Source organism: uncultured Dubosiella sp., from assembly GCF_964018005.1.
GTDB lineage: Bacteria > Bacillota_I > Bacilli_A > Erysipelotrichales > Erysipelotrichaceae > Dubosiella > Dubosiella muris.
Genome location: NZ_CAXHOA010000024.1, coordinates 1 through 25796, shown reverse-complemented (window position 1 = coordinate 25796; position 25796 = coordinate 1). Strand labels below are relative to the sequence as shown.

The following is a 25796-nucleotide window of genomic DNA, read 5'->3' as shown; positions in this document are numbered from 1 at the left end:
GAAAGAGAAAGAAGGCGTGTTTCTGGTTTTGAGAGATCGAACGACCACCTTGCCGCTGGCGAGGTTTTTTTATTTATCCAAACAAAAACGCGGCTCATTCAATGGAAGTCCGCGTTTTTTCTGTAATTTATTTTTCCAGTGAAAGCGTCTGACTGGACCGGACAAAGACGCTCCGATACAAGCCAAGCGCGATCGCGGCGCTGAACCAGTCAGCCACCGCCTGGCTTGCCAAAATGCCCGAATAGCCAAATGCACTTTTTAAAACAAACAACACGACCACAAAGACAATGCCTTGCCGGCTCAACGATAAAATGTAGGAAGGGGCCATTTTGCCGGTCGTTTGAAACAAAACGGTAAAAAACAATACCAGTCCGCCAAACACCATTCCAGCGCATTGCCAGCGAAGCATTGTTGCGCCCGCTTCAATGACCGTGTTGACTTGAATAAAAACAGAAAGAAGCGCTTTAGGAAAACAAAACAACGGAAGGCTCAGAGCTAAAGCGAGTCCGCCCATCCACAGGGCGCAAAACCGAATGAGTTTTTTTAACGTTCCAAAATTCTGGCTTCCAAACAAATAGCCGTACAATGGTGCGCCGCCGAAGGCGAATTCCGTTAAAAGAAGCTGAACGATCATCGTCACCTTCAACACGATTCCCATCGCGGCGATTTGCTCGCTCCCATAAGGAAGAAGGCACTGATTCATCAAAATGATGCAAACGCTTTGGGTGATGTTGGTGATTGCGGCGCTAGCTCCAATGCCTAAAATCTCTTTTTTGTCCGCCTGCGCCTTCCAGCGCAAAGACAATAAAGAGGACTTCTTTCGCAGGACGTATAAAAAATAAAGATCCGTCGCGACATAGCCAAGAACGGTCGCGATGGCGGCTCCCTGCGCGCCCAGACTCATTAAAATCGGTTTCGAGAAAACGAGCCCGACGAACGTAAGCCCCACGCCGGTTAAAAGTGCTCCCCAAAAACAAAAGGAAGAAATATGGCGAACGAGATCGTGGTTTTGTTTGCCAAGCGCTCTGGAAATCAAAGAGTTTCCGCCTTGTCCATAAATGTTGCCGAACGCCATCAGCAACGTAAAGACAGGCACGCACAAAGAAACGCCGGCCACCAGATCAGCGTTGTTTGTCCGGCCGATAAAAAACGTGTCCGCCAAATTGTAAATCAACGAAACAAGCATGCTCAAAACAACCGGAAGTGAAAGTTTAAAGTATTCCCGAACGGGATGGTTTGAATCAAAAATCATCGACTGCATGTGTATCCCCCACTTTCCTCACCAGTATAAAAGAAAAGGCGGACAAAAATTGTGACTTATGGCACAATAATCGGATGAAACGACAACGCCTGCCAAAAGGACGAATTGAAATTCTTGAGTACGAAAAAGAGGAACGAATCATCGCGATGGACGAGAAGATGACCTGCCTGCTGTTTATCGTCCGCGGAACGATCCATATTTACGGTGTCGAGCCAGATGGAACGCAGTATTCCATTGTCGCCGCGCAGGAGGAAACGATTCTTGGCGTGGTGGAGTTTTTACTGGACCGGCCTTCACCTTACTTCGCGCAAGCCGCGTCGGTCGTATGGGCGGTTTTTGTTCCGTTTTCTTCCGCCTTGAAACAAGATAGCGAGCTTTTGTGGCTGCTGGGACAGCATTTGGCGACGATTCAACTGCGGCAGTCTTTTTTCGACTTGCGACGCGACGATTTGGAAACGCGGATCGCCCGGTATATGCGCTGGAAAAAAGAGCCGGTCACGATTTTGGAACTGCTTGCCAATGTCCACGGATCGCGTCGTCATGTGCAGCGGGTCCTGGCCCGTCTGAAAGAGCAAGGCGTTGTCACTCGATTGAAAAAAGGACTTTATACATGGCGATAAGAAAACATTTTTGGAGTATAATGAAATTATTGAAGCCATCGAATAGAGGAGGAATCGACGATGAAGTTTAAAGACTATCCATACGAGCATTTGGATGAAAAAGAGCTCCATGCCCGGTTCGAGCAAATCGAAGCCGAGCTGAAAGACGCCGGCGACTATAAGGCGTTTTACGAGGCGTTTCAAAAGCTGGATCGGCTGGATCGGCACATTCAAACGATGAGTTCGCTGTGTAATGTGCGACACACAATCGACACGAAAGACGAGTTTTACACGAAAGAAAACGACCATTACGACCATATCCTTCCCCTTGTGCAAAACGATATGGTGCAGGCTGTCAAAACGATATGGGCAAGCCCGTTTTTTGAAGAATTGAAAAAAGACGTTCCGGAAACGTATTTCCTGCAAAAGGAAATGGACATGAAAGCGTTCGATGAAAAAATCATCGAGGATATGCAGGAAGAAAACAAACTGGCCAGCGCCTACCAGGCGTTGATCGCCAGCGCCGATGTCGAATTCGACGGTCAGCACTATTCCCTGGCCGGCCTGGAAGTCAAAATGAACGACGCGAACCGCGACGTGCGCAAAGCGGCGACCAAGGCGTACTGGGGCTGGTTTGAAGACCACGAAAAAGAACTCGGCGATTTGTACGATCAAATGGTGAAAGTCCGGACGAAAATGGCGCGGAAACTTGGGTTCGACAACTATATTCCGCTAGGCTATTTGCGAATGAAACGTCTGGATTACGATCAAAACGACGTGGCGAACTACCGCAAGCAGGTGTTCGAGGACGTGGTGCCATTCGCCAACAAGCTGTACGCCCGACAACAAAAACGGCTTGGCTACGACGATTTGCACGTGTGGGACGAAAAAATCGAATTTTTGACCGGAAACCCGAAACCGAAATACGACCGTCCGGAAATGGTGAAGCGGGCGTTGACGATGTACAAGGAGCTCGACCCGGAAACAGGCAAGTTTTTCACATTCATGACCGACCACGATTTGCTTGACCTCGATTCCTATCCGGGCAAAGCGGCGGGCGGATACTGCACGTTCTTCCCGGATTACGAATCGCCGTTCATTTTCGCGAACTTCAACCAGACGAGCCACGACGCGGAAGTTTTGACACACGAAGCCGGCCACGCGTTCCAGGTGTATTGCTCGAAGGACATCGTGCCAAGCGACTGCGTATGGCCGACGCTCGAGTCTTGCGAGATCCATTCCATGTCGATGGAGTTTTTCACGTACCCATGGATGAAAACGTTCTTTGAGGACGACGTGAACAAATACTACTTCAACCATTTAAGTGGCGCGGTCAAATTTCTGCCTTACGGGGTTTTGGTCGACCATTACCAGCACGAAGTGTACGCCCATCCGGAAATGACGCCGGAAGAGCGCATGGCGACATGGCGGACGTTGGAAAAGCAGTATTTGCCGCACAAAAACTACGACGAGATCCCGGTTTTGGAGCGCGGCGGCTGGTGGATGCGGCAGCTTCACATTTTTATGGATCCGTTTTACTACATCGACTACACGCTGGCGCAAGTTTGCGCGCTTCAGTTTTGGGCACGCATCCAAGCCAAAGACGAGCAGGCGTTTGAAGACTACAAAAAGATTTGCCGGCTTGGCGGCACCTTGCCGTTCCGGGGCATCGTCAAGGAGGCGGGCTTGAAAGTGCCGTTCGATGACGGAAGCCTGAAAGAAGTCATGCGCAAGGTGGACGACTGGTTCGCCAGCGCGGACGAGTCGGCTTTCTAAAAGACTGACGCAAAAACGCTTGATTTTTGCTTTGCGCGTGCTATAATTGGATAGCACTTACTTTGAGCCCACACGAGGTTCAAGGCGGAAGGAGGATACAGAGTATGAAAAAAGGAATTCATCCAAATTACCATACTGTTAAAGTAATCTGTTCTTCTTGCGGTAACGAATTTGAAACCGGTAGCACGATCAAAGGTGATGAAATGCGTGTCGATACTTGCAGTAACTGCCACCCATTCTTCACAGGACGTCAGCGTTTCGCAGCCGCACAGGGACGTATTGAGAAATTTAACAAGAAGTATGGCCTGAAAGACGGAGAATAAGGATAAACAAGCAGCGCGAAACCGCGCTGCTTTTTTCTTAGGAGGAAGAAAAATGTTTGAACCCGCACAACGAATGCTTCATTTCCACACATCCGTGTTTATGGATTTGCGCGCCTTAAAAGAACAATACGAAATCGCGCACAACCAAAACACGATCGACTTTTCGCTTGGCTCGCCCAACATCGCCCCCGACCCCAAAATCATGGAGAGTCTGGCAAGAGCGGTCGAAGACCCGGCCAATTACCAGTACGCCATCAAACCGCTGCCCGCCTTGATCCAAGCGATCCAGAAATGGTATCATACGCGCTACGACGTCGAGTTGGAGTCCGGCGAAATCGCCTTGCTCCAGGGCTCGCAGGAAGCGCTCGTGAATTTGCCGCTCCTTTACTGCAATCCAACCGACGGCATTCTTGTTCCCGATCCGTATTATCCTGTCTATGTCGACGCGCCCAAACTTGCCGGCGCGCAAGTGATTTTTACGCCGCTTACGAAAGAAAACGACTATCTCGTCGATTTTTCGCGCATTACGGCCGCCCAGCGCAAACAAGCCAAAATGATCATCGTTTGTTATCCGAACAATCCAACCGGCGCGACGGCGCCCGACTCCTTTTACGAAGAGCTCATTCGTTTCGCGAAGGAAAACGACATTCTCGTCGTGCACGACAACGCCTACAGCGAGCTTGTGTTTGACGGAAAACGAGGTAAAAGCTTTTTATCGTTTCCCGGCGCGAAGGAAGTTGGCGTCGAGCTGAACTCTTTTTCCAAGACGTATGGAATGGCGGGGGCCCGACTTGGCGTCCTGGTTGGCAACGAATCGGTGATCAACCAATACAAAATGCTCAAGTCGAATATGGATTACGGCATCTTTTTACCGATCCAATATGCCGGTGTCGTGGCGCTTGAACAAGGCGGAACGACAATCGAGTCGACACGGCAGGCGTATCAAAACCGCCGCGACGCGCTCGTGCGCGGATTTCAAAGCGCGGGCTGGAAGATCCCGCTTTCCCAGGCGACGATGTTTTTGTGGGCGCCGATTCCAGACACCTACAAGGATTCGGTCGCGTTCACCAAGGCGTTGCTAAAAGAAACCGGCATCATCGTGACGCCGGGCGATTCGTTTGGCCCGGAAGGCCGACGCTTCGTGCGGATCGCCCTCGTGCAGGACGAGCAGGCGATCGAAGAAGCGGTCCGCCGGCTGAAACAAACGGAATTTTTTGTCACAAAGAAATGAGAAGCGAAGGCGGACAGTCTTCGCTCTTTTTTTGTATTGAAGAGAATCGTACAATGAAGAGAAAAGGAAGTGGCTTTATGAAAAAAATCATTGTCGGAAAACGGGTTTCAAACTGGAATCTTGCGGCGGCAGGGATCTCGGCGTTTTTGGCGCTTCTTTTCGCCAATTTGCTGGCGATTATTTGCGGTCGAAACTGGTTTTGGCTTTTGTGGATCGGTTTTACGATCATGAATCTCGTTTTGTACATTCCGGTCGTGGCGACTTCGCATAAGATCTGGCTTGTTGAAGGCGACCATATCGCGTACGCGCGCATTCCCCGCTGGATCGACCAGATGCGTTACGCGCTGCATCGAGGAAATTCCACGGAATTTCTGATCCGCGTGCCGGTTCATGGAATCGAGTCTATCCACATGCGCTGGACGACGCAGCTGTCGTTGTGGAGCACGACAAGCTACACGCTCGTCATGGATGTGAAAAGGAAAGACGGCAGTTTGGTAACGATCGACGCTTTGAAGCAGGATCCAAAAAATTTCGTACAAGCGATGGAGGCGTTGAAACAAGCCCATGTCGTCGTGGACGATCCTTACGATTTGATCGAAGCCGTTCGCGAAGGAAAAGATTTGTGGATGTACATCGACGCGTGCCGGCACCACCATATGAAAACACGGCATTGCGCGTGATGAAAATGGCGTAGAAGAAACTACGCCTTTTTTAACGCGATCGTTTGCGCGCACAACGCGTCGACCGCCTCGTTGTGGCTGGAAATGAGAAGCGTGATGGAATGCTGTTGAGCGTACGCTTTCAGCCGCGGCAAAAACAAGGCCACCGTCCGCTCGTCCAGCGCGCTGATGGGCTCATCCAGAATCAGCACGTCCGGCTGACGGAGGAGCATACGGGCGATCGAAACGCGCTGGGCCTGTCCCTGGCTCAATTCGTGGATGGCATTGCTATGTTCTTTTAGCACATCTTCCAAAACGCAGGCGTGGATGACTTCGTCGATTTGGGCTTTAGAAAAAGAATCGCCCAGCGTGATATTGTCCAACATCGACACCGCGAACCATTTCGGTTTCTGGTCGACCAAAAGCACGTGGCGAGATCGCCAGGCCGGCGAAAGCGACGAACCGTCCACGCCGTTAAAACAAACCCGGGCGTCTTTGCCTTGAAGCACGCCCATGATCAAAGCTATCAGCGTGCTTTTGCCCGCGCCGCTTGGACCGGCAAGCTTCGTATGACGGCCAGCCTCAATGGAAAAGGAAAGACCGGAAAGAATCGCGGGGGAACCGGGGTAGGCGAATTGTTCGATTTGGACGTCCAATTTCTGAATTGGGTCGTTGAAATCATAGGATTGATCCGATTTTCGCGGTTTTGAAACAAAAACGGTGTCAATCGTGGCCTGAAGAGCGGCCATCGTGTGCTTCTGGGTCCGGATTTCCGCCAGCTGCATGATCGGCTCCTGAATGAGCGACATCAAGGCGTACGTGGAGACGATTTTCCCGATGCCCATCCAGCCAAGTGCCACGAACACCAAACCGATCCCCGCTCCCAGCAAAGGAAGGGCGCGGGAGAGGATGGAGTAGATCGTGACGTATTGGGCGTTCAGAAGCGCCTGAATCTTCTCGATCGGAACGAGACCATACTCTAACGTGTGGCAAAACCGGGCGGAAAAGAAAGCCTCCTTGTTCAAAAAACGGATGACGCGGTGCGCCTCGATGTTTTCGTGCAGTATTTGAAACAGCTTGTTTTTTTCGTCCAGAACGAGGCGGGTATGGCCGGCGATCTTCTTCGATAACACATGCGTCAGGAAAAAGCACGCGCCAATGAGGCCGAACAAGAAGAGGGCCAGACGCCATTCGTTGAAAAAAAGAAACGCCGCCCCGGCGATCAGCGAGAAACTTTGATAAAGAAAGACGACCGGAAACGTGACCTTTTGCTGGGCGAGCAGGCTGATCTCGTTTTGGAACAAAGACAAGCAAAAAGCGGTGGAGTGCGTTTCAAAAAAGGAGTGGTCCTCGGCCATGAGCCGGCGCTCGTATCGTTCCAGCGCCTCCTTTTTTCCGAGAACGGGCAGCATGTGAAAGCCGTATTGGGAGCAAAAGCCGCAAACGACCATGCCCGCCAGCAGTCCGAGTAAAACCCAAAAACAAGATGGAGAAAAGGCGAGGCCTTGCGAGAGGCGGTCGATTAAGCTTTGAATGGCCGCGATAAAGCCATACAGACACGCCATATCCAAAAGAAAGAAAAAGAGAGTTCGTCGTTGTGTTTGTTTGACCATGGAATTCATAGTGTTTTTTCCTCCTGCCATGATTTTAAAAGGAAAACCGCGAGAAGAAAAAAAGTGAACGAAAAAAGGAAAACGAGGAAAATTAAAGCGGTTTGATCGAAATGTCTACCCGAATTGCTGGCGGAACGCGTAAAGCCTGGTTCGATCGTTCGTTTGTTCGCTAATCCAGCGTAGTTCATCGTGAATCAACCGCGCCATGATGGAAGAAGGATAAAACGCCTTGATTTCTTTCCGGCAAATCGTCCATAAATAGTTTTCAAGAATGTCAAAAGACGCGTGATTGAATTTCATGTCAAAATACGTGTAGAGATGCTGGTACTCGACAGGAAAGTGGTCGATCGGAAAACGATAAAAAACCCGTTTGTCGAATCCATTCGCGGAACCGTGCATATGCGCCAAAAATAAAATGGCGGGGAAAAAAGTTTTTTCACATAGAACCTCTTTCATCAAAAGGGGTTTCGCTTTTTCAAAATCGCGCTGAAAGTAGGCGTGGATCGCGCAAATATGGATCCAGTCGCGCGCAAGGAGCGGAAAAAACGGTTCGGCACGAAGACGGGAAGCCTCCTCTTCGAACGATTGCGGCTGGATATGGTGCATTAAAAAAAGCTTCGCGACGCGTACGCGCGCCGTTTCACGCGGCGTTAAATCTTTTTTTCGCAGCTCTTCGCAAAGGGAGGCGGCTTCGTAAAAGCGCTCGTTTCGAATGAGCAAAAACAAATACTGGATCCGGTTCCGGTTTGTATGGAAGACCAGCGCGTGTTGGATGGCGGGCGTCAAGGCGGAAAGCGGCGCTTGCTCAAGCGCGTCGAGAATTTGTCCCATTACGATTTCCTTCATGGCAGGGCGGATCCAGGCGTGGATTTGAAGCAAGTCCGAGATGGAAAGCGTTGAATCCGTTAGCGCAAGACAAGTCAAATATTCGAAAATCGTGCCGGAAGCGGCATACGATTCAATTAAAGCGCGCAGTCGTTCAGGCGTACGGCTGTTTTCTTTCTCGAAAGCCAAGGCGCATTGTTTTTCCGCGCGCAAAAAATCGTTTCGTCTGGCGGCGTCGTACAAATAGGAAAGATTGAGTTTGGCCAGGAGCTTGTCGTACGTTTCGCTTTCTTTTAGGGGGAATTTCCGCAGTTTGGCATACGTCGCTTTGGAACAAACGCCTTCGATGAACCGCTCAACCGTCCACGTTTTGTTTTCTTTCCATTTTCTTTTGCGTAAAAACTCGATCATTTGACCGATTTTCACCTTTTCGTGCTCGGGAATGTCGATCATTGCGTTTCCTCCTCTTTGAAAAACTCGTGCATCGTATCCACGTACGCCCGGGCGATGGCTTTGGCGACGCGGTTTTGCGTGACCGGACTTTTCAGCGCCTCGAGCTCGGCCGGATTCGACACGAAGCCGACTTCCATCAGCATCGAGGGAATGGATTGGTTGTCGACAACCATGAGCGGCGCATCCAGCGTAGATTTGGTGCCGCGATTGGCCGAATAGGAAATGGCTTCCAGATTTTCCACGATCCGGCTGGCGGCCGCCATTGAGAACGCGTCGTTGGGGCGCACAAACGCGTCGTAGCCAAACGCATCCGGATTCGAACTCGCGTTGAGATGGATCGACAAAAAGCAGTCGGCGCCCTTTTGAATCGTTTGGTCAATTCGCGCTTGCAAATCCGCCGTTTCCTCGTGCGGCCAGTCCACGTTGTCGTCCAGCCGGGTAAACAACACCTCGATCGAGGGATCGAGCTGGCGGACCTGCTGTCCGATTTTATAAGCGATCTCCATCGTTAAGTCTTTTTCCAGCGTGGTTTGGTCGGCGCCGATCGCGCCGCTGTCGTATCCGCCATGACCCGCGTCGATCATTAGCGTGGCGGAAGGTTCGCGCTTGTATGCGCTCAGCCCCCAAAATCCAAGGCCGAGAAGCGCGAGGAAGGACCAGACAATAAAGATCCATGTTTGTGGTTTCTTTCGTTTCATACGTTGATTGTGCCACAGAAATCTTAATTTTTTCAAAAATTTCAAAAGTTTTGGGCACTTTTCCCGGTTTTTATCGTATATAAAGGTATGAGATGTTTACGATGCGGGAACGAAGACCCGAAATTCTTCGCGTACGATCAAGGGGTGTGGTATTGCCGGCGGTGCGTGCGCTTCAACCGGCTCGATGTCGGCGCGGTCGTTTCGCCACCCGTCCTTTCCCGGCGGACGATCCATGAAAAACCGGAACTGGCGTTTGGGCTCACTTCCGCCCAGAAAGCGGCCAGCGCGCAGGCTTTGCGGTATTTACAGGCCAAAAAGGACGTGTTTTTATATGCAGCGACCGGCGCAGGAAAAACGGAGCTTTGCTATGAGAGCATTTGCGCGTATTTAAGCCAGGGGAAAAAAGTCGGTTTCGCCATCGCGCGCCGGCAAGTCGTCCTCGAGATCGCAGCCCGTTTGCGGCAAGTCTTTCCCCGGTTGCGAATCGTCGAAGTGTGTCAGGGCCACACGACACAGCTGGACGGCGATTTGATCGTGTGCACCATTCATCAGCTGTATCGCTATCCGCAAACGTTCGACTTGCTGATTTTGGATGAGCTGGACGCGTTTCCCTACGCGGGCAGCGACTTGCTGCGCGCCTTCGTGGACCAAGCGTGCGCAGGAGAGAAGCTTTGCCTGTCCGCGACGATGGATCCGGGGCTGGAAGAAGACATTCGGCAAAAGCGCGTCGAAATCGTGACGCTGTTTGAAAGACCGCACGGCAAGCCGCTCGTCGTGCCGGATGTTTGGCGGGTGCCTTTATGGCTTCAGTGGATCTTGACGATTGGATATTGCGGACGGTTTACGAGAGAAGGAAAGCAGACGCTTGTTTTTGTGCCGCGAAAAAAAGACGCCCGGATCATGGCGATGGTTTTGCGCGGCTATGGAGCGCGGTACATCCACGCCGCCTGCAACGACAAGGACGAAGTGATGGAGGCGTTTCGCCAGCGAAAGTTTTCCGTCCTGGTGACAACGACTTTGCTGGAGCGCGGGATTACGATTCCCGGCGTTCAGGTCGTGGTGTTCCATGGCGACCATCCCGTATTCAACGCGGCGTCCCTGATTCAGATTTTTGGCCGGGTCGGCCGGAAATTCGACGATCCATATGGAAAGGGGGTGTGTTTATGCGCGCGAACCAACGAAGCCATTCGCTCTTGCGTGTCCACGATCGAATGGATGAACCGGTGTGCCCGATCTGCCTTGAGCCCGAACGAATGATTCCGGCCCGTTTGTTTATCGACGACCGCCCCTCCGTTTGCGCGGCGTGCCGGAAACGATTCAAGCCCCACAAGCGTTCCTATGCCGTGGACGGGGTGGTGTTTCATGTGCTGTATGAATACGAGGAATGGATCGAAACGTTGTTTTTTCAGTACAAGGAACAGCGCGACGTGGCGCTTAGGGATGTGTTTTTGGAAGGAGAGGCGAGTGCGCTTCGAAGAAAGCTGCGGTCGTTTCAATGCGTTGCGGTTTGTTCCAGCGAGGCCAAACGCGCCGAGCGCGGATTTGAGCCCGTGCTGGACATTTTCTCGTCATTGAATCTACCGCTCGAATCGCCGTTTTATCGGGTAGGCAGTCAAAAACAGTCGACGCTTTCGGCGTCGGCGCGACGATCCATCCAAATGGCTTTGCGCCGAAAACGGCACTATCCGCTGCCACCCGCTAAAAAACGCATTCTTCTGGACGACGTGCTGACGACGGGCAGTACGATACAGGCGGCGCTAACTCTTCTTCCTTGCGAGGCGGTGCTGGTGGTCGCGGCGCATCCGCTTTGGATCCAGACGCATCGGCACGAGCGGATAAAAAGCCGGTTTTGGAAATAAAAAAAGAAGACAAACGTCTTCTCTAACGCGCTCTGGCGCGTTCAAAATCCGCGACGGCTTGTTCAATGCGCCGATGGTCGGGCTGGAACAAGATGGCGAGATTCGCCTCGGTTTGCGCGACCACGTCGTATCCGCCGCGCACCATGCACCATTTCAAGGCGAGGCCCAAACTGAGGTTGCGGGCCGCCAAATACAGTTCGACCGGGTCCGCCATATTGCGAATCTGCCCGTTTTCCTGCGCTTTGCGAATCGAGTTGATCGTCGCGTCGCGGGCCGGGGAATTGTAACGGGCGGTCAACGTATGGGTTTTGAAGTTGAGCGTCATGTATTGGGCGTACAGCTCCGGTCCCATTTGCACCGATTTTCGCAGCGTGAACGTCAATCCAAGCACGATCAGCCGCCAGAAGTCGGGCTCGGGATCAAGCTGGCGCAGTCGTTCGCTCAGCTCGTCCAGCGTGCCGCGGTAGTGGTGGCGCAGGATTTCCTCTTTCGAAGGGACATACTTGTAAAACGTCGGCTTCGTGATGTCGCACGCGTCGCAAATGTCCATGACGGACACGTTTTTGAATCCGCGTTCGTAAAACAAATGCAAGGCGGTCTGGATGATTTGTTCTTGTTTTTCCTGATTTTTCATGGTCGCTCCTTTGCGGGCTGCCGGTAAAATCTAGGATCCGTGTAGTTGAGATCCACCATAAACGAATTGCGAAGCCCGTTCACAAAATCGAGAATCAAATCATGATCCGGATCGTTTAAAAAGCACCAGTATCCGCCATAGCCAATCGACAGCGCGACGCCGCACGCGTACAATTCCTCCGGGGAGCTTTCATTCAGGATTTGCCCGGTTTCCTGTCCCATGCGAATCAGGTCCAGCATTTCCGCTTTAAAAGAAGGAATGTCTTCGAATGTTCCTTTGTAGGAACGCAAATTGGCGATGAATGTCGCCGTGTACATGTCGATCCCAATGGATTGGACATGCTCCAGAAAGAAGCAGAAGCCCGTTCGGATCTTTTCCCAGAAATTGGTTTCGTCGGAATATTTGTACCAGTCTTCGGGAATCTTCGATATCATGGTTTGAAAAAAATAACTGAGTAGATCTTCCTTGGAGTTGACGTGTTTGTAAAATGTCGGCTTCGTGATGTCGCACGCGTCGCAAATGTCCATGACGGACACGTTTTCAAAGCCTTTTTCTTCAAAAAGGCGATAGGCGGTTTGGACGATCACTTGCTCTAAATTCTTTTTTCTCATAAACTTTACTCCGGTAAACTTTCTTTATGTAAATTATAGCACATTTTGGGTGTCTTGTATCAAAAAAGTATATATAACGCATATCTTTCATAAAAAAGATAAAGAAATACGTGAAATATGTGGAAAAATTGAAAATTTTGTATTTGAAAACCCCATTTGCTAAAATGAATATAATTAAAGGGGGTAGACTATGTCAAAAGATTCACACGACGAATTATCCGAACTGCTTGATTCCTTCCAAAACGACGACACGATGGAAAAAAAGATCGAAGACTTCGCCAAGAAGAAAGAGCGCCGGACCCGGGCGTCCCGCACGATGGAGGACTTGCTCGTAAAACCGGAACCCGCGTCCAAACCGGTCGAGAAGGAAGAGCGCATCGTTTTGCGTCGCGAAACCGAAACAAGTCCCGCAGCCGACGCCGGCAACGGGGAGACGATGGTCTTCAGCAAAGAGAAAATCGAGGAGGACATTGCCGAGCCTTCGCATACGGTCATCATGGACAACCAGGAGATCCAGACGCTGATCGACGAAAACAAAGGACCGCAGCTGCATCGGGAAAGCCAGCCGCAAACCCGCGTTCGGCCGGGAAAGAAAAAAAGCGACAAAAAGATGATCGCGATCATCGCCGGTTCCGTCGTCGGGGTCCTGCTGATTGGCGGCATCGTCTTTGGAACGATGAATTTGATCAGCGGCTCTTTGAACACGAAAGAAACCGCCAGCGCCCAGCAGGAAAACGCATTTAAGGATTTGAAAAAGTTCATTGACGGACTGGGCGACGACACGCAGGGACTGACCGGATACGAGGCGACGTATTCGAAATTGAGCGCGGCGCAAAAAGCGCAAATCAACGACCTTTTGAAACAAAAAACAGGCAAGACGTTCGACGAGCTGATCAAGGAGCTCAAATCGCAAAAGATCGAGGATTCCAAAAACAACAACACGCAAATCGCGGAAAAGAAAGCGGCGCTCAAAGATCAAATCAACCAGTTGAAATCCCAGCTTGGTCAGGCGCAGTCGGCGGCCAGCGAAGCCAACAACATTCTTTCGCGGGCCCAGCTCGATATGAACGAGGCGGAAAAAAACCGCGCCAGCGCGGCCAGCGCGCTCGAGCAGGCGCAAAACGACTACAACGCCGCCCAGCAGGAAGCCCAAAACGAGCTGAATGAGAAGATCGCGCAAATCCAGGAAAAAATCGCGGAGCTGTCCAGCGAGGATTACAGCGACGAAACAAGCAACAAGCTCGCGGAGCTCCACCATGAGCTGGACGCGCTCAACGCGCAAGGCGTGACGGTGGATGCCAGCGCGCTCAACGCAGCGCAAAACGCCTACAGCAACGCGGATGCCGCCTACAACAACGCGGCCAGCGCCTACCAGACGGCCAGCAGCAACGCCAGCGCGGCCCAAGCCGAGGTGGATTCGCTGAACGGGCAAATCAGCTCGCTGCAAAACGAGTTGAACGCATTGAAATAAGGAAAATACAGAACAGGGATCATCAAGGGGGGATGACCCTGTTTTTTCAAAGGAGGAACGATGGAAACGATTGAGCACACCTTCGAGCCGGTGTACGACGCCGATTCGAAAATTTTGATTTTAGGCACGATGCCTTCGCCCAAGTCCCGGGAAACCGGATTTTACTACGGCCATCCGCAAAACCGGTTTTGGAAAGTGCTGGCGGCCGTGTTTGACGTCCCGTGCCCGCAAACGATCGAAGAGAAGAAGGCGTTTTGCCACACCCATCATATCGCGTTGTGGGACACGCTTCGGTCGTGCCGGATTGAGGGCGCAAGCGACGCGAGCATTCAGGATCCGGTCGGAAACGATATCGGGGCGCTGGTCGCGAAAACGAAAATCGAAAAAGTGTTTGTGACCGGAAGAAAAGCCGAGGCATTTTACGAGGCGTATTGCGGCTGCGACTTGCCGTGCGTGTATTTGCCTTCGCCTTCGCCGGCGAATCGCCAGATTTCGTTTGAAAATCTAAAAAAGGCGTACGAATGCGTGAAGGATTGATGTTTTGTTGGTTTGAGCAGATTTTTTTGTTAGAATGGGAAAGGAAAGTCAGGTGAAACTATGCGGAATGCAATCATCTTAGCCGCCGGCAAGGGGACGCGAATGAAATCGGAAATGAACAAAGTCATGCATCCGATCATCGACCGTCCGATGCTGGCGTATATCGTGGAAGCGCTCAAGGCCACCGGCGTGGAACGCATCGTCGTGGTGGTCGGCTACCAGGCCGAAAGCATCATGGACGCGTTCCCGGATCTTGAATTCGCGGTGCAGTCCCCGCAGCTGGGCAGCGGCCACGCCGTCATGCAGGCGTGCCAGCTCGAAGGCGAGGAGGGCGACACGCTGATCATTAACGGGGACGGGCCGTGCATCCAGCCGGAAACGCTCGAACGGCTGTTCGAAGCCAATCAGGACGCGTCGCTGACGCTGCTGAGCGCGGTTCTGGAAGATGGGGCGCATTACGGACGAATCGTCCGGGATGAGGATGGATCGGTGAAAGCCATCGTCGAAGCCAAGGACGCTTCGCCAGAGGAAAAAGAAATCAGGGAAATCAACGCGGGCATGTACTGCTTCAAAAACAAGGACTTGTTCGAAGGACTGAAGCAGCTGACCAACGACAACGCGCAGCATGAATACTATTTGACGGATCTCGCGTCGATTTTGTCGCGTCAGGGAAAAAAGGTCGAGGCGATGGTCATCGAGGACCGGGACGAAGTCATGGGCATTAATGATTGTGTGGAGCTGAGCGAGGCGTATCGCTGGATGCGGGACCATATCAACCGCCGGTGGATGAAGGAAGGCGTCCAAATCGTCGATCCGGCCCGGACGGTGATTGGAAAAGACGTGCGCATCGGCCATGATGTCATCATTCATCCGGGCGTGTCGATTATCGGAAGCAGCGTGATCGAGGATTTTGCCGAAATCATGCCAAATACGGTGATTGAGGACTCGAAGATCGAAAAAAATCAAAAAATCGGTCCAAATCTCTACATAAAACAAAATTGTGTCGTAAAATAGACGGTGACACAGAAAAAGTAAATTTTAATTTACTGGAAGGGACAAACAAATTCATATGGAAAAAACTATTGTATTCGCTTTGAACTCAAGCCGTGAACTCGCGGAACAGATCTGTGACATTCTTGGGATTGAACTAGGAAAATGTGAAGTCAAGCATTTTGCGGATGGAGAGATTCTTGTGGAACTCGGCGAATCGGTCCGGGGAAAAGACGTTTACTTTATCCAAAGCACGAATAAACCAGTCAATGACAACTTGATGGAGCTGTTGATTGGCATCGACGCCTGCAAACGCGCCAGCGCGGCGACCATCAACGCCATCATTCCTTACTTCGGATACGCGCGGCAGGACCGCAAAGCGAAACCGCGTCAGCCGATTTCCTCAAAGCTCGTGGCTTCGCTGCTGGAACGCGCCGGTGCGGACCGCGTCATCACGATGGATCTGCACGCGACGCAAATCCAGGGCTATTTCGACATTCCGGCCGACGACATCACGACGCTGCCGCTCATTGGCGAGTATGTAAAGTCTATTGAAACCGGAAACGACGTCGTTGTCGTGTCGCCGGATCATGGCGGAACGGTGCGCGCGCGCCGTCTGGCGGAAATGCTGAACGCGCCGCTGGCCATCATCGACAAGCGCCGTCCAAAACCAAACGTGGCGGAAGCGATGAACCTGATTGGCGATGTCAACGGCAAAACGGCGATCATTATCGACGATATGGTGGACACCGCGGGCACGTTGACTTCCGGCATCAACATGCTGAAGGAAAAAGGCGCGAAAAAAGTGTACGCGGCTTGCTCGCACGCGATTTTGTCGGGACCGGCGGTGGAACGGCTGAAAAACGCGAACCTCGAAGAGTTTATTTGCACCAACACGATCGACCAGACCAAAAACCACGACGAGTATCCGCAGATGAAAGTCATTTCCGTGGCGCCTCTGCTGGCGGCGACGATCAACGCGATTGAGCACAATTCCTCGCTTTCGAGCGCTTTGCAGAACGCAATCATCGAAGACTAAAAAACAAAAAAAGAATCATAGACTGGAAAAACTCCTGTTTCTATGATTCTTTTTTCTCGTCCACGCACAATTTCGCGTATTCTTCGATCAATAGGAAAATCCGCTCAAGAATCGTTTTTTGCATCAATGTCCGGTTGGCGTCGCGCAAATAGTAATCCGCTTCCTCCTGGATTTTTAGCGTGGTGGCGGGGCCATCCAGCAGCGTGTTGAGGTCCGCATCCAAAATACGGGCGGCCAGGATCCAGTTGTCGATTGAAAATCCTGTCTTTCCGCGTTCCACTTCACTATAATGTTTGCTGGAAATTCCCAGGCGCTCGGCCATCTGGTCCTGTGTAAGATGCTTGTTCAAACGATATCGGCGCAGCCGATTGCCTCTGTCGAGCCGCAAATCTTCATTTTTCATAAAATCAACCTTTGTACATTACCTTATAGAGGTAATATACAACCGAATAAAGGGAGAAAGAACCTAGTAAAAGGTTTAGTTTACACCAAGGAAAAGGTAGGTATATAATAAAAATATGAATACATTTTTTGAATTTATGCAGAAAAAAAATCCGCGCCGTATCCAAGGTGCCCGTTCGATTCGAAACGGGCTCGTCCTGCAAGGCGTGCGGCATGGCGACGTGATTCGCGGGTCGATATCCGATTCCGACCGGTTTGTCGAATGGGTCATGGCCGCCAGCGCGCTGTCCATCACGCTGGAAATCGACCCGGCCGCCCGGCCTTTGAAAGAACCGGAAGCGGAAAGCGATTTGTTTTATCCAATCCAGTACGACAAAAACGTGCCGGTGCTGAAAATCCGCGGCACGTCGTACAGCCAGAACGATCTTTGCGCGTTGCGAGAAGAAGGCGTCCGGCAGCTACTGGAACAGCGATAGGAAATTGGCTTCGACTTGGCGGGCGACATCGGCTTCCTCCAAACCTTTCAGCTCGCTGATTTTTTTCGTGACAAATCGAACATACCCCGGCTGGTTTTCCTTTCCCCGGTAAGGAACCGGCGTCAAATACGGCGAATCGGTTTCCGTCAGCAGGCGCTCAAGAGGACAGGCGCGCACGCAGTCGGGACCGTGTTTGGCGTTTTTAAAAGTAATTGGACCGGCAAAGGAAATGAGGGCGTTCATGCGCAGGCATTCTTTCATCGTTTCGACGCTTCCCGAAAAACAATGGAAGACGATCGGGGTTTTGGCGTGCGCTTTGAGCAAATCCAGACAGTCGCGCGTGGCTTCCCGCATATGGATCGCGATTGGAACTTTGTATTGGTTCGCCAGCCGGATTTGGCGGACAAACAAGTCTTTTTGGACCTCGTTGAACGTATTGTCCCAATAGTAGTCCAAGCCGATCTCGCCGAGCACGTCGATTTTTCCTTCCCGCAAATACTGCTCGAGCCGCTCCATTTTGGCGTCGTCAATGGTTTTGGCGTCGCCGGGAAACCAGCCAAACGCCACCTTGAAGCGCGCGTCGGCTTCTTTCAACTTGAGCGCGCGTAAAAATTCCGTTTCGTTCGTACACATGATCAGGCACGACGAAACGTCCTTCATGCCCTCGAGCACGTCGTCGAGATGGTCGTACAGCTGGTCGCAAGTGATATGACAATGGCTATCGGTATACATAGGCAAAACCTCCAAATTCCATTATAATGGTCACGGAAGGAGGATTCCATGGAAACCATCGTGAAATTGAATGTATCCGCCCGCGATTTGTTCGCGATCATGGAACAGTCGCTGCTTCAGGAAGTCAAGGCGGCCACGAACAAAAACGTCGACGCCACGCAAATCGGACGCGGGTTCACGTATACGAAAAAATCCCAGGGCCGGTCCGTCAAAGTCGCCGTGACCGGATGGAAACGCGACGCGTTGTACGAGGCGACGTTCACGTCCAATGGCGACACGATCTTCGTGCGCTATGAGCTCGAACCCGAAGGTGAAAACGCCGTGTCGGTTACGTATCGGGAGGAAATCCGGCGCAAAGGCCAGACGAAGCCGACGTTCGCGTCCAGACTGGGCGAAAAAAAAGCCATCAAGCAGGCGAAGCGCATGCTGATGGCGGTCGAAGCGACCATTTTGAATCAAAAGAAAGCGCAGGATCACTCGTCGTAGACGAAGTCGGTCCTGTTTTCTTTTTTGAGCGCCTGGATTTCCGGCACCCGGGAATACGCCCACAACAGCTGGATCGTCATCGCCACCCAGATGAGCGGCTCCGACCAGATGACGGCCATGTAGCCAAACACCGGGATGAGCAAAAACGAAAACAAAAACTTGCCGACCAGCTCGATGACGCTCGACACGAGCGGGACGATTTTCTTTCCCAGCCCCTGTAAGGCGTTGCGCATGTTCAAAAGCACGGCCAGCACCGTGCAAAACGGCGTGTTGACCAGCAAATACGTGCCGCCGTTTTGGAGGACGACTGGATCGGTGGAGCCGCTGATCCAGTGGATGATTGGCTGGTTGAGCGGCATGACGAACAACGCGCAAGCCAGCGCGATGCCAATGCCCAGCCGGTTGGAGATCCGCACGCCTTCCACGATGCGTTCGTATTGGACAGCGCCTTTGTTTTGGGCGACAAACGTGCTCGAAGCCGCCGAGACGGAAGCGATTGGCATCATGACGATGGAGCCGCATTTGCGCGCCGCCGTGTGGGCGGCGATCAGCGTCGTGCCCAAATTGTTGATGGCCGCCTGCAAAATGACAGTTCCCATGGAAACGATCGACATCATGAAGCCCATCGAAAGACCTTGGCCGCCCAAATCCTGCACGAGCGCCTTGTCGTACACGAACGAGTGGCGCGCGGGAATGAGAATGCGCTTTTTCAAGCCGATATAGCCCAGTGACACGAGCGTCGACAAAAACTGCGCGATGATCGTCGCCCAGGCCGCGCCCGCCACGCCCATGTGAAACCGGGTGATAAACAAGATGTCCAGTCCGATGTTGATCAGACAGGAAAGAAACAGAAACGCAAGCGGCGCAAGACTGTCGCCGACCGCCCGCAGCATGCCGGCGCTCAAATTGTAAAAGACGGTAATGGTCATGAACAAGACGATGATGCGGATGTACGTCAGGCTTTGTGCGAAAATGTCGGCCGGTGTGTTGAGCACATGCAGCAAGGCGGGCATCAGCGCGTACGCGGTAATCGTCAACACAACGCTAATGAGCGCGCTGAGCACGAGCGAGGACGCGATGCTTTTTTTCAGACCCGCCTCGTCTTTGGCGCCAAAGTAGTGGCCGGCCACGATGCCAAAGCCGGCGCCCACGCCCGTGGCGAAGCCGACGATAAGCTCGAAAATGGCGGTGGTGGCGCCCATGGCGGCCAGCGAGGCGTCGCCTAGAAAATGACCGACGAGAATGGTGTCGACGGTGTTGTACAGCGTTTGAAACAAATTGGAAAAAAACAGCGGAATGGCGAACCAGAGCAGTCCCTTGACGATGCTTCCTTCCAGCAGCGAGTGAGATTTCATTTGTTTCCCTTCCTTTCTTCTTTTCCATTATAGCGAAAAACCGGCGCTTTTCCTGAATTCTTGTGGATGGATTGAAAATAGATTTTCAAAGAAAGCTTTGCGGCGTTGAGAAAAACGAAAAAAGCCGCGGGGACGGCTTTTAATAACGGACATAGCGAGTCAGGGTGTCCACATCGCATTTAAGCACCCGGTCGATGTCGATGCTTTCGCTTTGCCGATACGCTTTGGCGGCCGATTCGAACAAAAGGAAAAGGGTTCCACCTCCATCAAAATACACTTGTTCGAGCCGGGAAGGCAGCGTGATCGTTTTTGAGGGCTTCGCGTTCAAAAAGTAATCGTCGCTGCGGTCGAAGAAAGCGAGCATCGACTCCTGGTCCGGCCCGTTGCTGGCGGACAAGACGATGTATTCGTCGCTGATCGCGATGCCCTGGCAAATATCGCCGATAAAATCGTAGCCCGCCACGCGAATCGTCCGGGTCGAGCGATTGTCGATGTGGCCGCTGAAAGGCTCGATTTTGTAAATGTACAAAGACAGCGTTTTTGTCTTTTTATCAAAGCAGCCGCAATACACTTCGAAGTCGTAATACGTCATGAATGTGTTGTTTTTCATTTGCGGCAGCTGGCGGACGTAGTCGAACCGGATCGGTTTTCGGGTTTTGGAAAAATTGTAGCTGTCGATCGTCGCGAGCTTTAAAGAGGAAACGCTGGCGTGTCCTTCTTCCTCGTTTTTGGTCGCCACCCACAAGTTGCGGCAAATCGGGTCGTACGCGATGCCGCCGACGTGGGAACGGTTTTCCAAAATAATCGTTTTTACGAATAAGTGAGAGCGCTTGTTCAAAACGTAGATCACGCTGTTGTGCTTGTGCTCATGACAATAGGCGCTAATCATAATGTAGTCGTCCACGACTGCGACGCCCTGAGGCGTCATGTCGGCGCACTCGTCGACCTGGTTGTGCAAGTCGACCGTCTCGGTTCGAATCAAGCCGGGAACTACATACGTTCCCTCGTCTTTTTGCGACTTGTACACGTCGAAAGACGCGTCAAAGAGAATCGGATAGTTCGTCAAAACCTTTTTTTGTTTTTCAAGCGTTTCGTAAATAGCCGGATTCACGTTGGTGCCAGTGGAGGCGATGGATTCCATCGCAAACGCCGGACGGAAGCAGAGCGCGCACCCCCAAGCGCATACCCAGGCTATTCCATTCAGTGTCTTCTTTTTCATGGCATCATTATAAAAACAAAGAAGCGAAATTTCTTTCCGAATGCTTATTTTTTAATTCGGCCATGGATGTCCGGATCGTACGTGGCGTTCACGTCGATCGCGCCGTTTTGAACGGGCGCCTCCAGCATCACCTCGTAGTCTTCGTCGGTTTCGCCAACGACCACAAAGCTGGCCACCGTGCCTTTTTTGTACGTATACGCGATTGTTCCATCCGGTAGGGCGACGTCCAGATCCCGCGGGCAAATCACGGTGTGGATTTGGATCGCCTCGCGATCGGTTCCCTGATCCAGGGCGTAGTACATCGAGGCCGCTTTTTCGCCCCAATACGGGTCGGACGCGTACTGGACGTTGATTCCGCTGCCTTTGTCGCCAAACCAGGAGCCATGATAGCGCCAGTCTTTGGGGTTGGCGTACGCCTGCTGAATGAAATAGTAGGCGTGCTGGTGGACGCAGTCTTTCAAGTCGGCGTACATCGTGGCCAGATCCGGGTTTTCGTCAAACGCGCCGTGTCCGAACACGTTGTGTTGTTCGATGGCGTACTGGCTTTGTCCGTAGGCGCTCTCGTTGCAAGCCAGGGAAAACATCATCGAGCCGTTGACGAAGACGTCGTTTTGCTCCTGGATAAAGGTCGGCTCGCTGTCGTAAAGAACCGATTCGTTGTCGGCGCACGGATAGGCCGAGGCCAGGGCGTCGATGCCGCGGATCCGGTACAAATACTCGTCGTAGGCGTTGTCGGCTAGGGCGGTTTTCGAACGGTGCGGGACGAACTGGTAAAAATTGAAGTACGGCTCTTTGTTGAGGGCGCGCTCGTAGGTGCCCGCTTGCATGTCGGCGCTCATCGTGGCGAAATCCGGATAAAAATAGTGTCCGTCGTAGGAATAGTACGTCGTGTCCTCTTTCAGGAAATCGGGCGCGGGACCGATGTTGTAGGCGATCGAGGCGTTGTTAAGCAAGTCGGTGCACACTTGATGGACGAGCGCGGTGGTGCCGCGCGAGTAGCACGAGATGTCGTAGGCGGGATCGTAAAACATCAAATTGATGTCGTCGACATCGACCCAGCCTTTGACGCCGGCCATCATGAACAAAACCTTGGTTCCGTTTTTGTTCGTGTCCAAATACAGCGCGTCGGAGCCGTAGCTGCCGTTTAAATAGCCTTCCTCGCCATCGGTCGTGGTGTAGGTCGTGTTTTCGCTGACATCTTTGGTGTGGAAGTTCACGAGGCCGCTTTGGAGGGCGACGACTTTTTCGTTTTGGTTTTGAATGCAGGACAAGGACGACGCGTCCAGCGATTTCAGCTTGCGTTTGGCGAAGGCAAAGTGTTTATACGTCGCGACGACGGGTTCTTCTTCGGAGTAGTTCAAGACGGTGAATGTTCCGTCTTCCGTGCACTTGAACCCCAGGTACACGGCGAGCGCGGCGGCCAGCACGCCAAGGGGAACGTACAGCTTCTTGTTAAAGTGTCGCCGCGGCTTTTTTCGTTTTGCGTTGTTTGGCATAAATGAGGTATCCTTTCACTTTTGTATTATTTTACACGATATTGGACCGGGGACCTAGCGAAAAGTTGTTTTCGGACAAGGATTCGCTGCCAAGTTTTTGACAGACTGTGTTATAGTGAGATAGTGGAAAGGACTGGGCACAATATGGCAAAAATGGACGAAAGACTGGAAACGATGGTTGAACGCTACAATGAAATTAACGAGTTGATGATGCGCGCGGACATTGTTTCCAACCGGAAGGAAATGGCAAAATTAGGCCGGGAACAAAATGAATTGACACCGATCGTGGAAACGTACGGGGAATATAAACAGGCGAAAGCCGATTTGGAAGACGCGCAGCTGCTTTTGGCGGAAGAAGACGACAAGGAAATGCGGGAAATGGCGCAAATGGAAGTCGAGCGTCTGGAACCGATGATCCAGGCGTATTTGGATAAACTGGAGCTTTTGCTCGTACCGAAAGATCCAAATGACTCGCACAACGCGATTTTGGAAATCCGCGGCGCGGCCGGCGGGGACGAGGGCAATATTTTCGCTGGCGATTTGTTCCGCATGTACGCCAAGTACGCGGAAGCCAAAGGATGGAAGCTGGAAGTGATCGACACCGAGGAAAGCGAGGCGGGCGGCTATTCGCTGATCTCGTTTAAAGTCAATGGCGAGGGAGCATACGGCGTCTTAAAATTCGAATCCGGCTCGCATCGGGTACAGCGCGTGCCGAAAACGGAAAGCCAGGGACGGATCCACACGTCGACGGCGACCGTGCTTTCGATGCCGGAAATCGACGCGGAGGATTTTGACATCGATATGAACGACTTGGAAATCGAGACGATGCGGGCGTCGGGAGCCGGCGGACAGCACGTCAATAAAACCGATTCGGCGGTTCGAATCATCCACAAGCCGACAGGCATTATCGTCAAGTGCCAGGATGGACGCAGCCAGCACGAAAACCGGGCGACGGCGCTGGCGACGATCCGGGCGCGCGTGTACGAGGAGCATCAGCGCAAAATCGACGAGGAAAACGAGGCGGAACGCCGGACAAAAATCGGATCGGGCGACCGGGCGGAAAAGATCCGGACATACAACTATCCGCAAAACCGGGTGACGGATCATCGAATCGGCTACACGGTCAACCAGCTCGACCGTATCATGGACGGTCGTCTTGACGATTTGATGCAGGCGTTGCAACTGGCGGACCAGCAGGCGAAGCTGGCGGGGGAAAAACAATAATGACCTACCACGCGCTGGTAGTTGAGGGCCGTCAGCGGCTGCTGAAGGCGGGGCAGGGAGAACAAGCCGCCCAGCTTTTGATGGTCGAGCTTTGCAACGCGAAAGAAATCAACTTATACATGGTGATGGACGAGCCTTGCGATCCGGCGATTCAAACCGATTATTTGGAAGGGATCCACGAAATGGAGAAAGGATCGCCGCTTGGATACGTGCTTGGCTTTGAATGGTTTTACGGCTACCGGTTTCAAGTCAATGGCGACGTGTTGATTCCGCGGCCGGAAACCGAGGAGCTTGTGGCGCTCGTTCTTCAGCTGTTTGACGAGCATTTTGGCGACCGCGATCAAGTCGATGTGTTTGATGTGGGAACCGGATCGGGGGCGATTGGCATTTCGCTTTCTTTGGAGGAGCCGAAAATGAACGTGGTCGCTTCCGATATTTCACCAGAGGCGCTCGCGATCGCCCAAGCCAACAACGAAGCGTTGGACGGCCGGGTGACGTTTTTGGAAGGAAGCATGCTGGAGCCGTACATTGAGCGGGATTTGCGGTGCGATTTGCTGGTGTGCAATCCGCCGTATATTCCAAGCGCCGAGCCCATGGAGCATAGCGTGGTGGACTATGAGCCGCACGTGGCGTTGTTTGGTGGCGAGGACGGGCTGAAATTTTACCGGCAGGTGTTTGAGCGCGCCAAGGAAGTGTGCCGGGACAAGGCGGTTCTCGCGTTTGAGATGGGCTACGATCAGGGGGACCGGCTCAAGGCGCTGGCGCTTTCCTATTTTCCGGAAGCGCTTGTCCGGGTGCATAAGGACTTGTCGGGAAAAGACCGGATGCTGAGTGTCGAATTGTAAAAGAAGAAGGTGGACGTATGGTATTAAGCAAAAATTCTCCGTGCTGGTGCGGTTCAGGTAAGAAATACAAACAGTGCCACGAGGAGTGGGATAACACGATCAATGTGCTGAAGCTGCAAGGCAAACAAGTGCCGACGCACGATATGGTAAAAAGTCCGGAAGATTTAAAGTGGATCCGCAAGGCGGCCAAAATCAACAACGGCGCGCTGGATCTCGTGCAGGAAAAGATCCACGCCGGCATGTCGACCGGAGAGATCGACCAGCTCGTGTATGATTATACAGTCAAGCATGGCGGCATTCCGGCGCCGCTTGGCTATGAAGGCTTTCCGCGAAGCTGTTGCACGAGCATCAACGACGAGGTGTGCCACGGCATCCCGGACGATAACCGGATTTTGAAAGACGGCGACATCGTCAATGTGGACTGCACGACGATTTTCCATGGCCACTACGCGGACGCGAGCCGCATGTTTTGCATTGGCGAGGTGTCCGAGGAGGCGAAGCGGCTTGTCGAAGTGACAAAAGAGTGCATGGAAGCAGGAATCGCCGCGATCCGGCCATGGGGCCATTTGGGCGATATCGGCGCCGCGATCCAGGAACTCGCGCATAAAAACGGATACAGCGTGGTCATTGACTATGGAGGCCATGGCGTGGGTAACGATTTCCACGAAGAGCCTTTTGTCCATCATGTCGGGATCAAAGGACAAGGGATGATTTTGGCTCCGGGCATGGTGTTTACGGTCGAGCCGATGATCAACGAAGGCGAATACCGCTTGTTTATTGACGCGGACAATGGCTGGACATCGTATACGGAGGACGGAAAGCTTTCCGCCCAATGGGAAAACACGGTGCTCGTCACAGAAAAAGGCATCGAAAAACTGGCTTGGTAACGGGAAGGCGCATCGACGCCCAATGTCATTTAGTTAAGAAATGGCAGTCTTAGAGGATACATTTTAAAGTGTACCCTCTTTTTTTTAGATAATTT

Annotated in this window: 27 protein-coding genes; 16 read left to right on the top strand and 11 right to left on the bottom strand. The window is 52.3% G+C overall.

What is annotated here, in order from left to right:
* Positions 1 to 127: 127 nt before the first annotated feature.
* Complete coding sequence (locus ABNS49_RS12480) at positions 128 to 1261, bottom strand: MATE family efflux transporter (protein WP_135981131.1); 1134 nt, start codon at positions 1259 to 1261, stop codon at positions 128 to 130.
* A gap of 74 nt (positions 1262 to 1335) precedes the next feature.
* Here ABNS49_RS12480 and ABNS49_RS12475 point away from each other — a divergent pair, with 74 nt between their 5' ends.
* The 5 genes from ABNS49_RS12475 (at position 1336) to ABNS49_RS12455 (ending at position 5870) form a co-directional block, all read left to right on the top strand.
* The gene (locus ABNS49_RS12475; RefSeq protein ID WP_135981132.1) at positions 1336 to 1881 is read left to right on the top strand and encodes a Crp/Fnr family transcriptional regulator; all 546 of its coding nucleotides are present in this window, start codon (positions 1336 to 1338) and stop codon (positions 1879 to 1881) included.
* Between the two features lie 60 nt (positions 1882 to 1941).
* Complete coding sequence (locus ABNS49_RS12470; protein WP_135981133.1) at positions 1942 to 3636, top strand: M3 family oligoendopeptidase; 1695 nt, start codon at positions 1942 to 1944, stop codon at positions 3634 to 3636.
* A 104-nt stretch (positions 3637 to 3740) separates the two neighbouring features.
* A complete protein-coding gene (gene rpmE / locus ABNS49_RS12465; protein WP_135981134.1) occupies positions 3741 to 3959 on the top strand; it encodes a 50S ribosomal protein L31 in 219 nt (72 codons plus the stop codon).
* A 52-nt stretch (positions 3960 to 4011) separates the two neighbouring features.
* Positions 4012 to 5190, top strand: a complete 1179-nt coding sequence (locus tag ABNS49_RS12460; protein WP_348688227.1) for an aminotransferase class I/II-fold pyridoxal phosphate-dependent enzyme — start codon at positions 4012 to 4014, stop codon at positions 5188 to 5190.
* 77 nt (positions 5191 to 5267) lie between these two features.
* Positions 5268 to 5870 (top strand): hypothetical protein, encoded by a 603-nt coding sequence (locus tag ABNS49_RS12455; RefSeq protein ID WP_135981136.1) that lies wholly within the window; start codon positions 5268 to 5270, stop codon positions 5868 to 5870.
* A gap of 20 nt (positions 5871 to 5890) precedes the next feature.
* On the opposite strand, the gene ABNS49_RS12450 is transcribed toward ABNS49_RS12455, so the two are convergent.
* The 3 genes from ABNS49_RS12450 to ABNS49_RS12440 all read right to left on the bottom strand — a co-directional run bounded on the left by ABNS49_RS12450 (position 5891) and on the right by ABNS49_RS12440 (position 9438).
* Entirely contained in the window at positions 5891 to 7471 is a 1581-nt protein-coding gene (locus ABNS49_RS12450) for an ABC transporter ATP-binding protein (RefSeq protein WP_168353656.1), read from the bottom strand.
* Positions 7472 to 7576: 105 nt separating this feature from the next.
* Complete coding sequence (locus tag ABNS49_RS12445) at positions 7577 to 8740, bottom strand: hypothetical protein (RefSeq protein WP_135981138.1); 1164 nt, start codon at positions 8738 to 8740, stop codon at positions 7577 to 7579.
* Positions 8737 to 9438, bottom strand: a complete 702-nt coding sequence (locus ABNS49_RS12440) for an N-acetylmuramoyl-L-alanine amidase (protein WP_135981139.1) — start codon at positions 9436 to 9438, stop codon at positions 8737 to 8739. Before ABNS49_RS12440 ends, ABNS49_RS12445 begins: the two co-directional genes overlap by 4 nt.
* A gap of 87 nt (positions 9439 to 9525) precedes the next feature.
* Here ABNS49_RS12440 and ABNS49_RS12435 point away from each other — a divergent pair, with 87 nt between their 5' ends.
* Together ABNS49_RS12435 and ABNS49_RS12430 are read left to right on the top strand one after the other, a co-directional pair.
* Complete coding sequence (locus ABNS49_RS12435; RefSeq protein ID WP_135981140.1) at positions 9526 to 10695, top strand: helicase-related protein; 1170 nt, start codon at positions 9526 to 9528, stop codon at positions 10693 to 10695.
* Positions 10602 to 11297, top strand: a complete 696-nt coding sequence (locus ABNS49_RS12430) for a hypothetical protein (RefSeq protein WP_135981141.1) — start codon at positions 10602 to 10604, stop codon at positions 11295 to 11297. The genes ABNS49_RS12435 and ABNS49_RS12430 overlap by 94 nt, the downstream gene beginning before the upstream one ends.
* 22 nt (positions 11298 to 11319) lie before the next feature.
* On the opposite strand, the gene ABNS49_RS12425 is transcribed toward ABNS49_RS12430, so the two are convergent.
* A complete protein-coding gene (locus ABNS49_RS12425; RefSeq protein ID WP_304963904.1) occupies positions 11320 to 11931 on the bottom strand; it encodes a TetR/AcrR family transcriptional regulator in 612 nt (203 codons plus the stop codon).
* Positions 11928 to 12542 carry a TetR/AcrR family transcriptional regulator gene (locus ABNS49_RS12420; RefSeq protein WP_304963903.1) on the bottom strand — a complete coding sequence of 205 codons (615 nt, stop codon included), beginning with the start codon at positions 12540 to 12542 and terminating at the stop codon, positions 11928 to 11930. The genes ABNS49_RS12425 and ABNS49_RS12420 overlap by 4 nt, the downstream gene beginning before the upstream one ends.
* A gap of 190 nt (positions 12543 to 12732) precedes the next feature.
* Between ABNS49_RS12420 and ABNS49_RS12415 the strand changes: the two genes are divergently transcribed.
* The 4 genes from ABNS49_RS12415 to ABNS49_RS12400 are packed head-to-tail and all read left to right on the top strand — an operon-like array spanning position 12733 to position 16579.
* Entirely contained in the window at positions 12733 to 14013 is a 1281-nt protein-coding gene (locus ABNS49_RS12415; protein ID WP_135981144.1) for a hypothetical protein, read from the top strand.
* Positions 14014 to 14073: 60 nt separating this feature from the next.
* Positions 14074 to 14550, top strand: a complete 477-nt coding sequence (locus ABNS49_RS12410) for a DNA-deoxyinosine glycosylase (protein ID WP_135981145.1) — start codon at positions 14074 to 14076, stop codon at positions 14548 to 14550.
* A 60-nt stretch (positions 14551 to 14610) separates the two neighbouring features.
* Positions 14611 to 15564 carry an NTP transferase domain-containing protein gene (locus ABNS49_RS12405; protein ID WP_135981146.1) on the top strand — a complete coding sequence of 318 codons (954 nt, stop codon included), beginning with the start codon at positions 14611 to 14613 and terminating at the stop codon, positions 15562 to 15564.
* A 55-nt stretch (positions 15565 to 15619) separates the two neighbouring features.
* Entirely contained in the window at positions 15620 to 16579 is a 960-nt protein-coding gene (locus ABNS49_RS12400; RefSeq protein WP_135981147.1) for a ribose-phosphate pyrophosphokinase, read from the top strand.
* Positions 16580 to 16619: 40 nt separating this feature from the next.
* Here the strand turns inward: ABNS49_RS12400 and ABNS49_RS12395 are convergent, their stop codons facing one another.
* The gene (locus ABNS49_RS12395; protein WP_135981148.1) at positions 16620 to 16982 is read right to left on the bottom strand and encodes a helix-turn-helix transcriptional regulator; all 363 of its coding nucleotides are present in this window, start codon (positions 16980 to 16982) and stop codon (positions 16620 to 16622) included.
* 115 nt (positions 16983 to 17097) lie between these two features.
* On the opposite strand from ABNS49_RS12395, the gene ABNS49_RS12390 reads away from it, so the two are divergent.
* Entirely contained in the window at positions 17098 to 17457 is a 360-nt protein-coding gene (locus tag ABNS49_RS12390; protein WP_135981149.1) for a hypothetical protein, read from the top strand.
* On the opposite strand, the gene ABNS49_RS12385 is transcribed toward ABNS49_RS12390, so the two are convergent.
* On the bottom strand, positions 17440 to 18189 hold the full coding sequence (locus tag ABNS49_RS12385) for a TatD family hydrolase (protein WP_288342163.1): 750 nt from the start codon (positions 18187 to 18189) through the stop codon (positions 17440 to 17442). The two genes, ABNS49_RS12390 and ABNS49_RS12385, sit on opposite strands and share 18 nt — an antisense overlap.
* Before the next feature lie 48 nt (positions 18190 to 18237).
* Here ABNS49_RS12385 and ABNS49_RS12380 point away from each other — a divergent pair, with 48 nt between their 5' ends.
* Positions 18238 to 18675, top strand: a complete 438-nt coding sequence (locus ABNS49_RS12380) for a DUF3284 domain-containing protein (RefSeq protein WP_135981151.1) — start codon at positions 18238 to 18240, stop codon at positions 18673 to 18675.
* Here ABNS49_RS12380 and ABNS49_RS12375 read toward each other — a convergent pair.
* The 3 genes from ABNS49_RS12375 to ABNS49_RS12365 form a co-directional block, all read right to left on the bottom strand.
* On the bottom strand, positions 18663 to 20030 hold the full coding sequence (locus ABNS49_RS12375) for an MATE family efflux transporter (RefSeq protein WP_348688226.1): 1368 nt from the start codon (positions 20028 to 20030) through the stop codon (positions 18663 to 18665). The two genes, ABNS49_RS12380 and ABNS49_RS12375, sit on opposite strands and share 13 nt — an antisense overlap.
* Before the next feature lie 139 nt (positions 20031 to 20169).
* Positions 20170 to 21249, bottom strand: a complete 1080-nt coding sequence (locus ABNS49_RS12370; protein WP_135981153.1) for a hypothetical protein — start codon at positions 21247 to 21249, stop codon at positions 20170 to 20172.
* A 44-nt stretch (positions 21250 to 21293) separates the two neighbouring features.
* Positions 21294 to 22745: a glucosaminidase domain-containing protein gene (locus ABNS49_RS12365; protein ID WP_135981154.1), complete on the bottom strand. Its 1452-nt coding sequence runs from the start codon at positions 22743 to 22745 to the stop codon at positions 21294 to 21296.
* A gap of 144 nt (positions 22746 to 22889) precedes the next feature.
* Between ABNS49_RS12365 and prfA the strand changes: the two genes are divergently transcribed.
* The 3 genes from prfA to map are packed head-to-tail and all read left to right on the top strand — an operon-like array spanning position 22890 to position 25701.
* Complete coding sequence (prfA, locus tag ABNS49_RS12360; RefSeq protein ID WP_135981155.1) at positions 22890 to 23969, top strand: peptide chain release factor 1; 1080 nt, start codon at positions 22890 to 22892, stop codon at positions 23967 to 23969.
* Positions 23969 to 24814, top strand: coding sequence for a peptide chain release factor N(5)-glutamine methyltransferase (gene prmC, locus ABNS49_RS12355; protein WP_338400924.1), 846 nt, complete (start codon positions 23969 to 23971; stop codon positions 24812 to 24814). Before prfA ends, prmC begins: the two co-directional genes overlap by 1 nt.
* A 17-nt stretch (positions 24815 to 24831) precedes the next feature.
* On the top strand, positions 24832 to 25701 hold the full coding sequence (gene map / locus ABNS49_RS12350; RefSeq protein ID WP_135981157.1) for a type I methionyl aminopeptidase: 870 nt from the start codon (positions 24832 to 24834) through the stop codon (positions 25699 to 25701).
* Positions 25702 to 25796 lie beyond the last annotated feature (95 nt).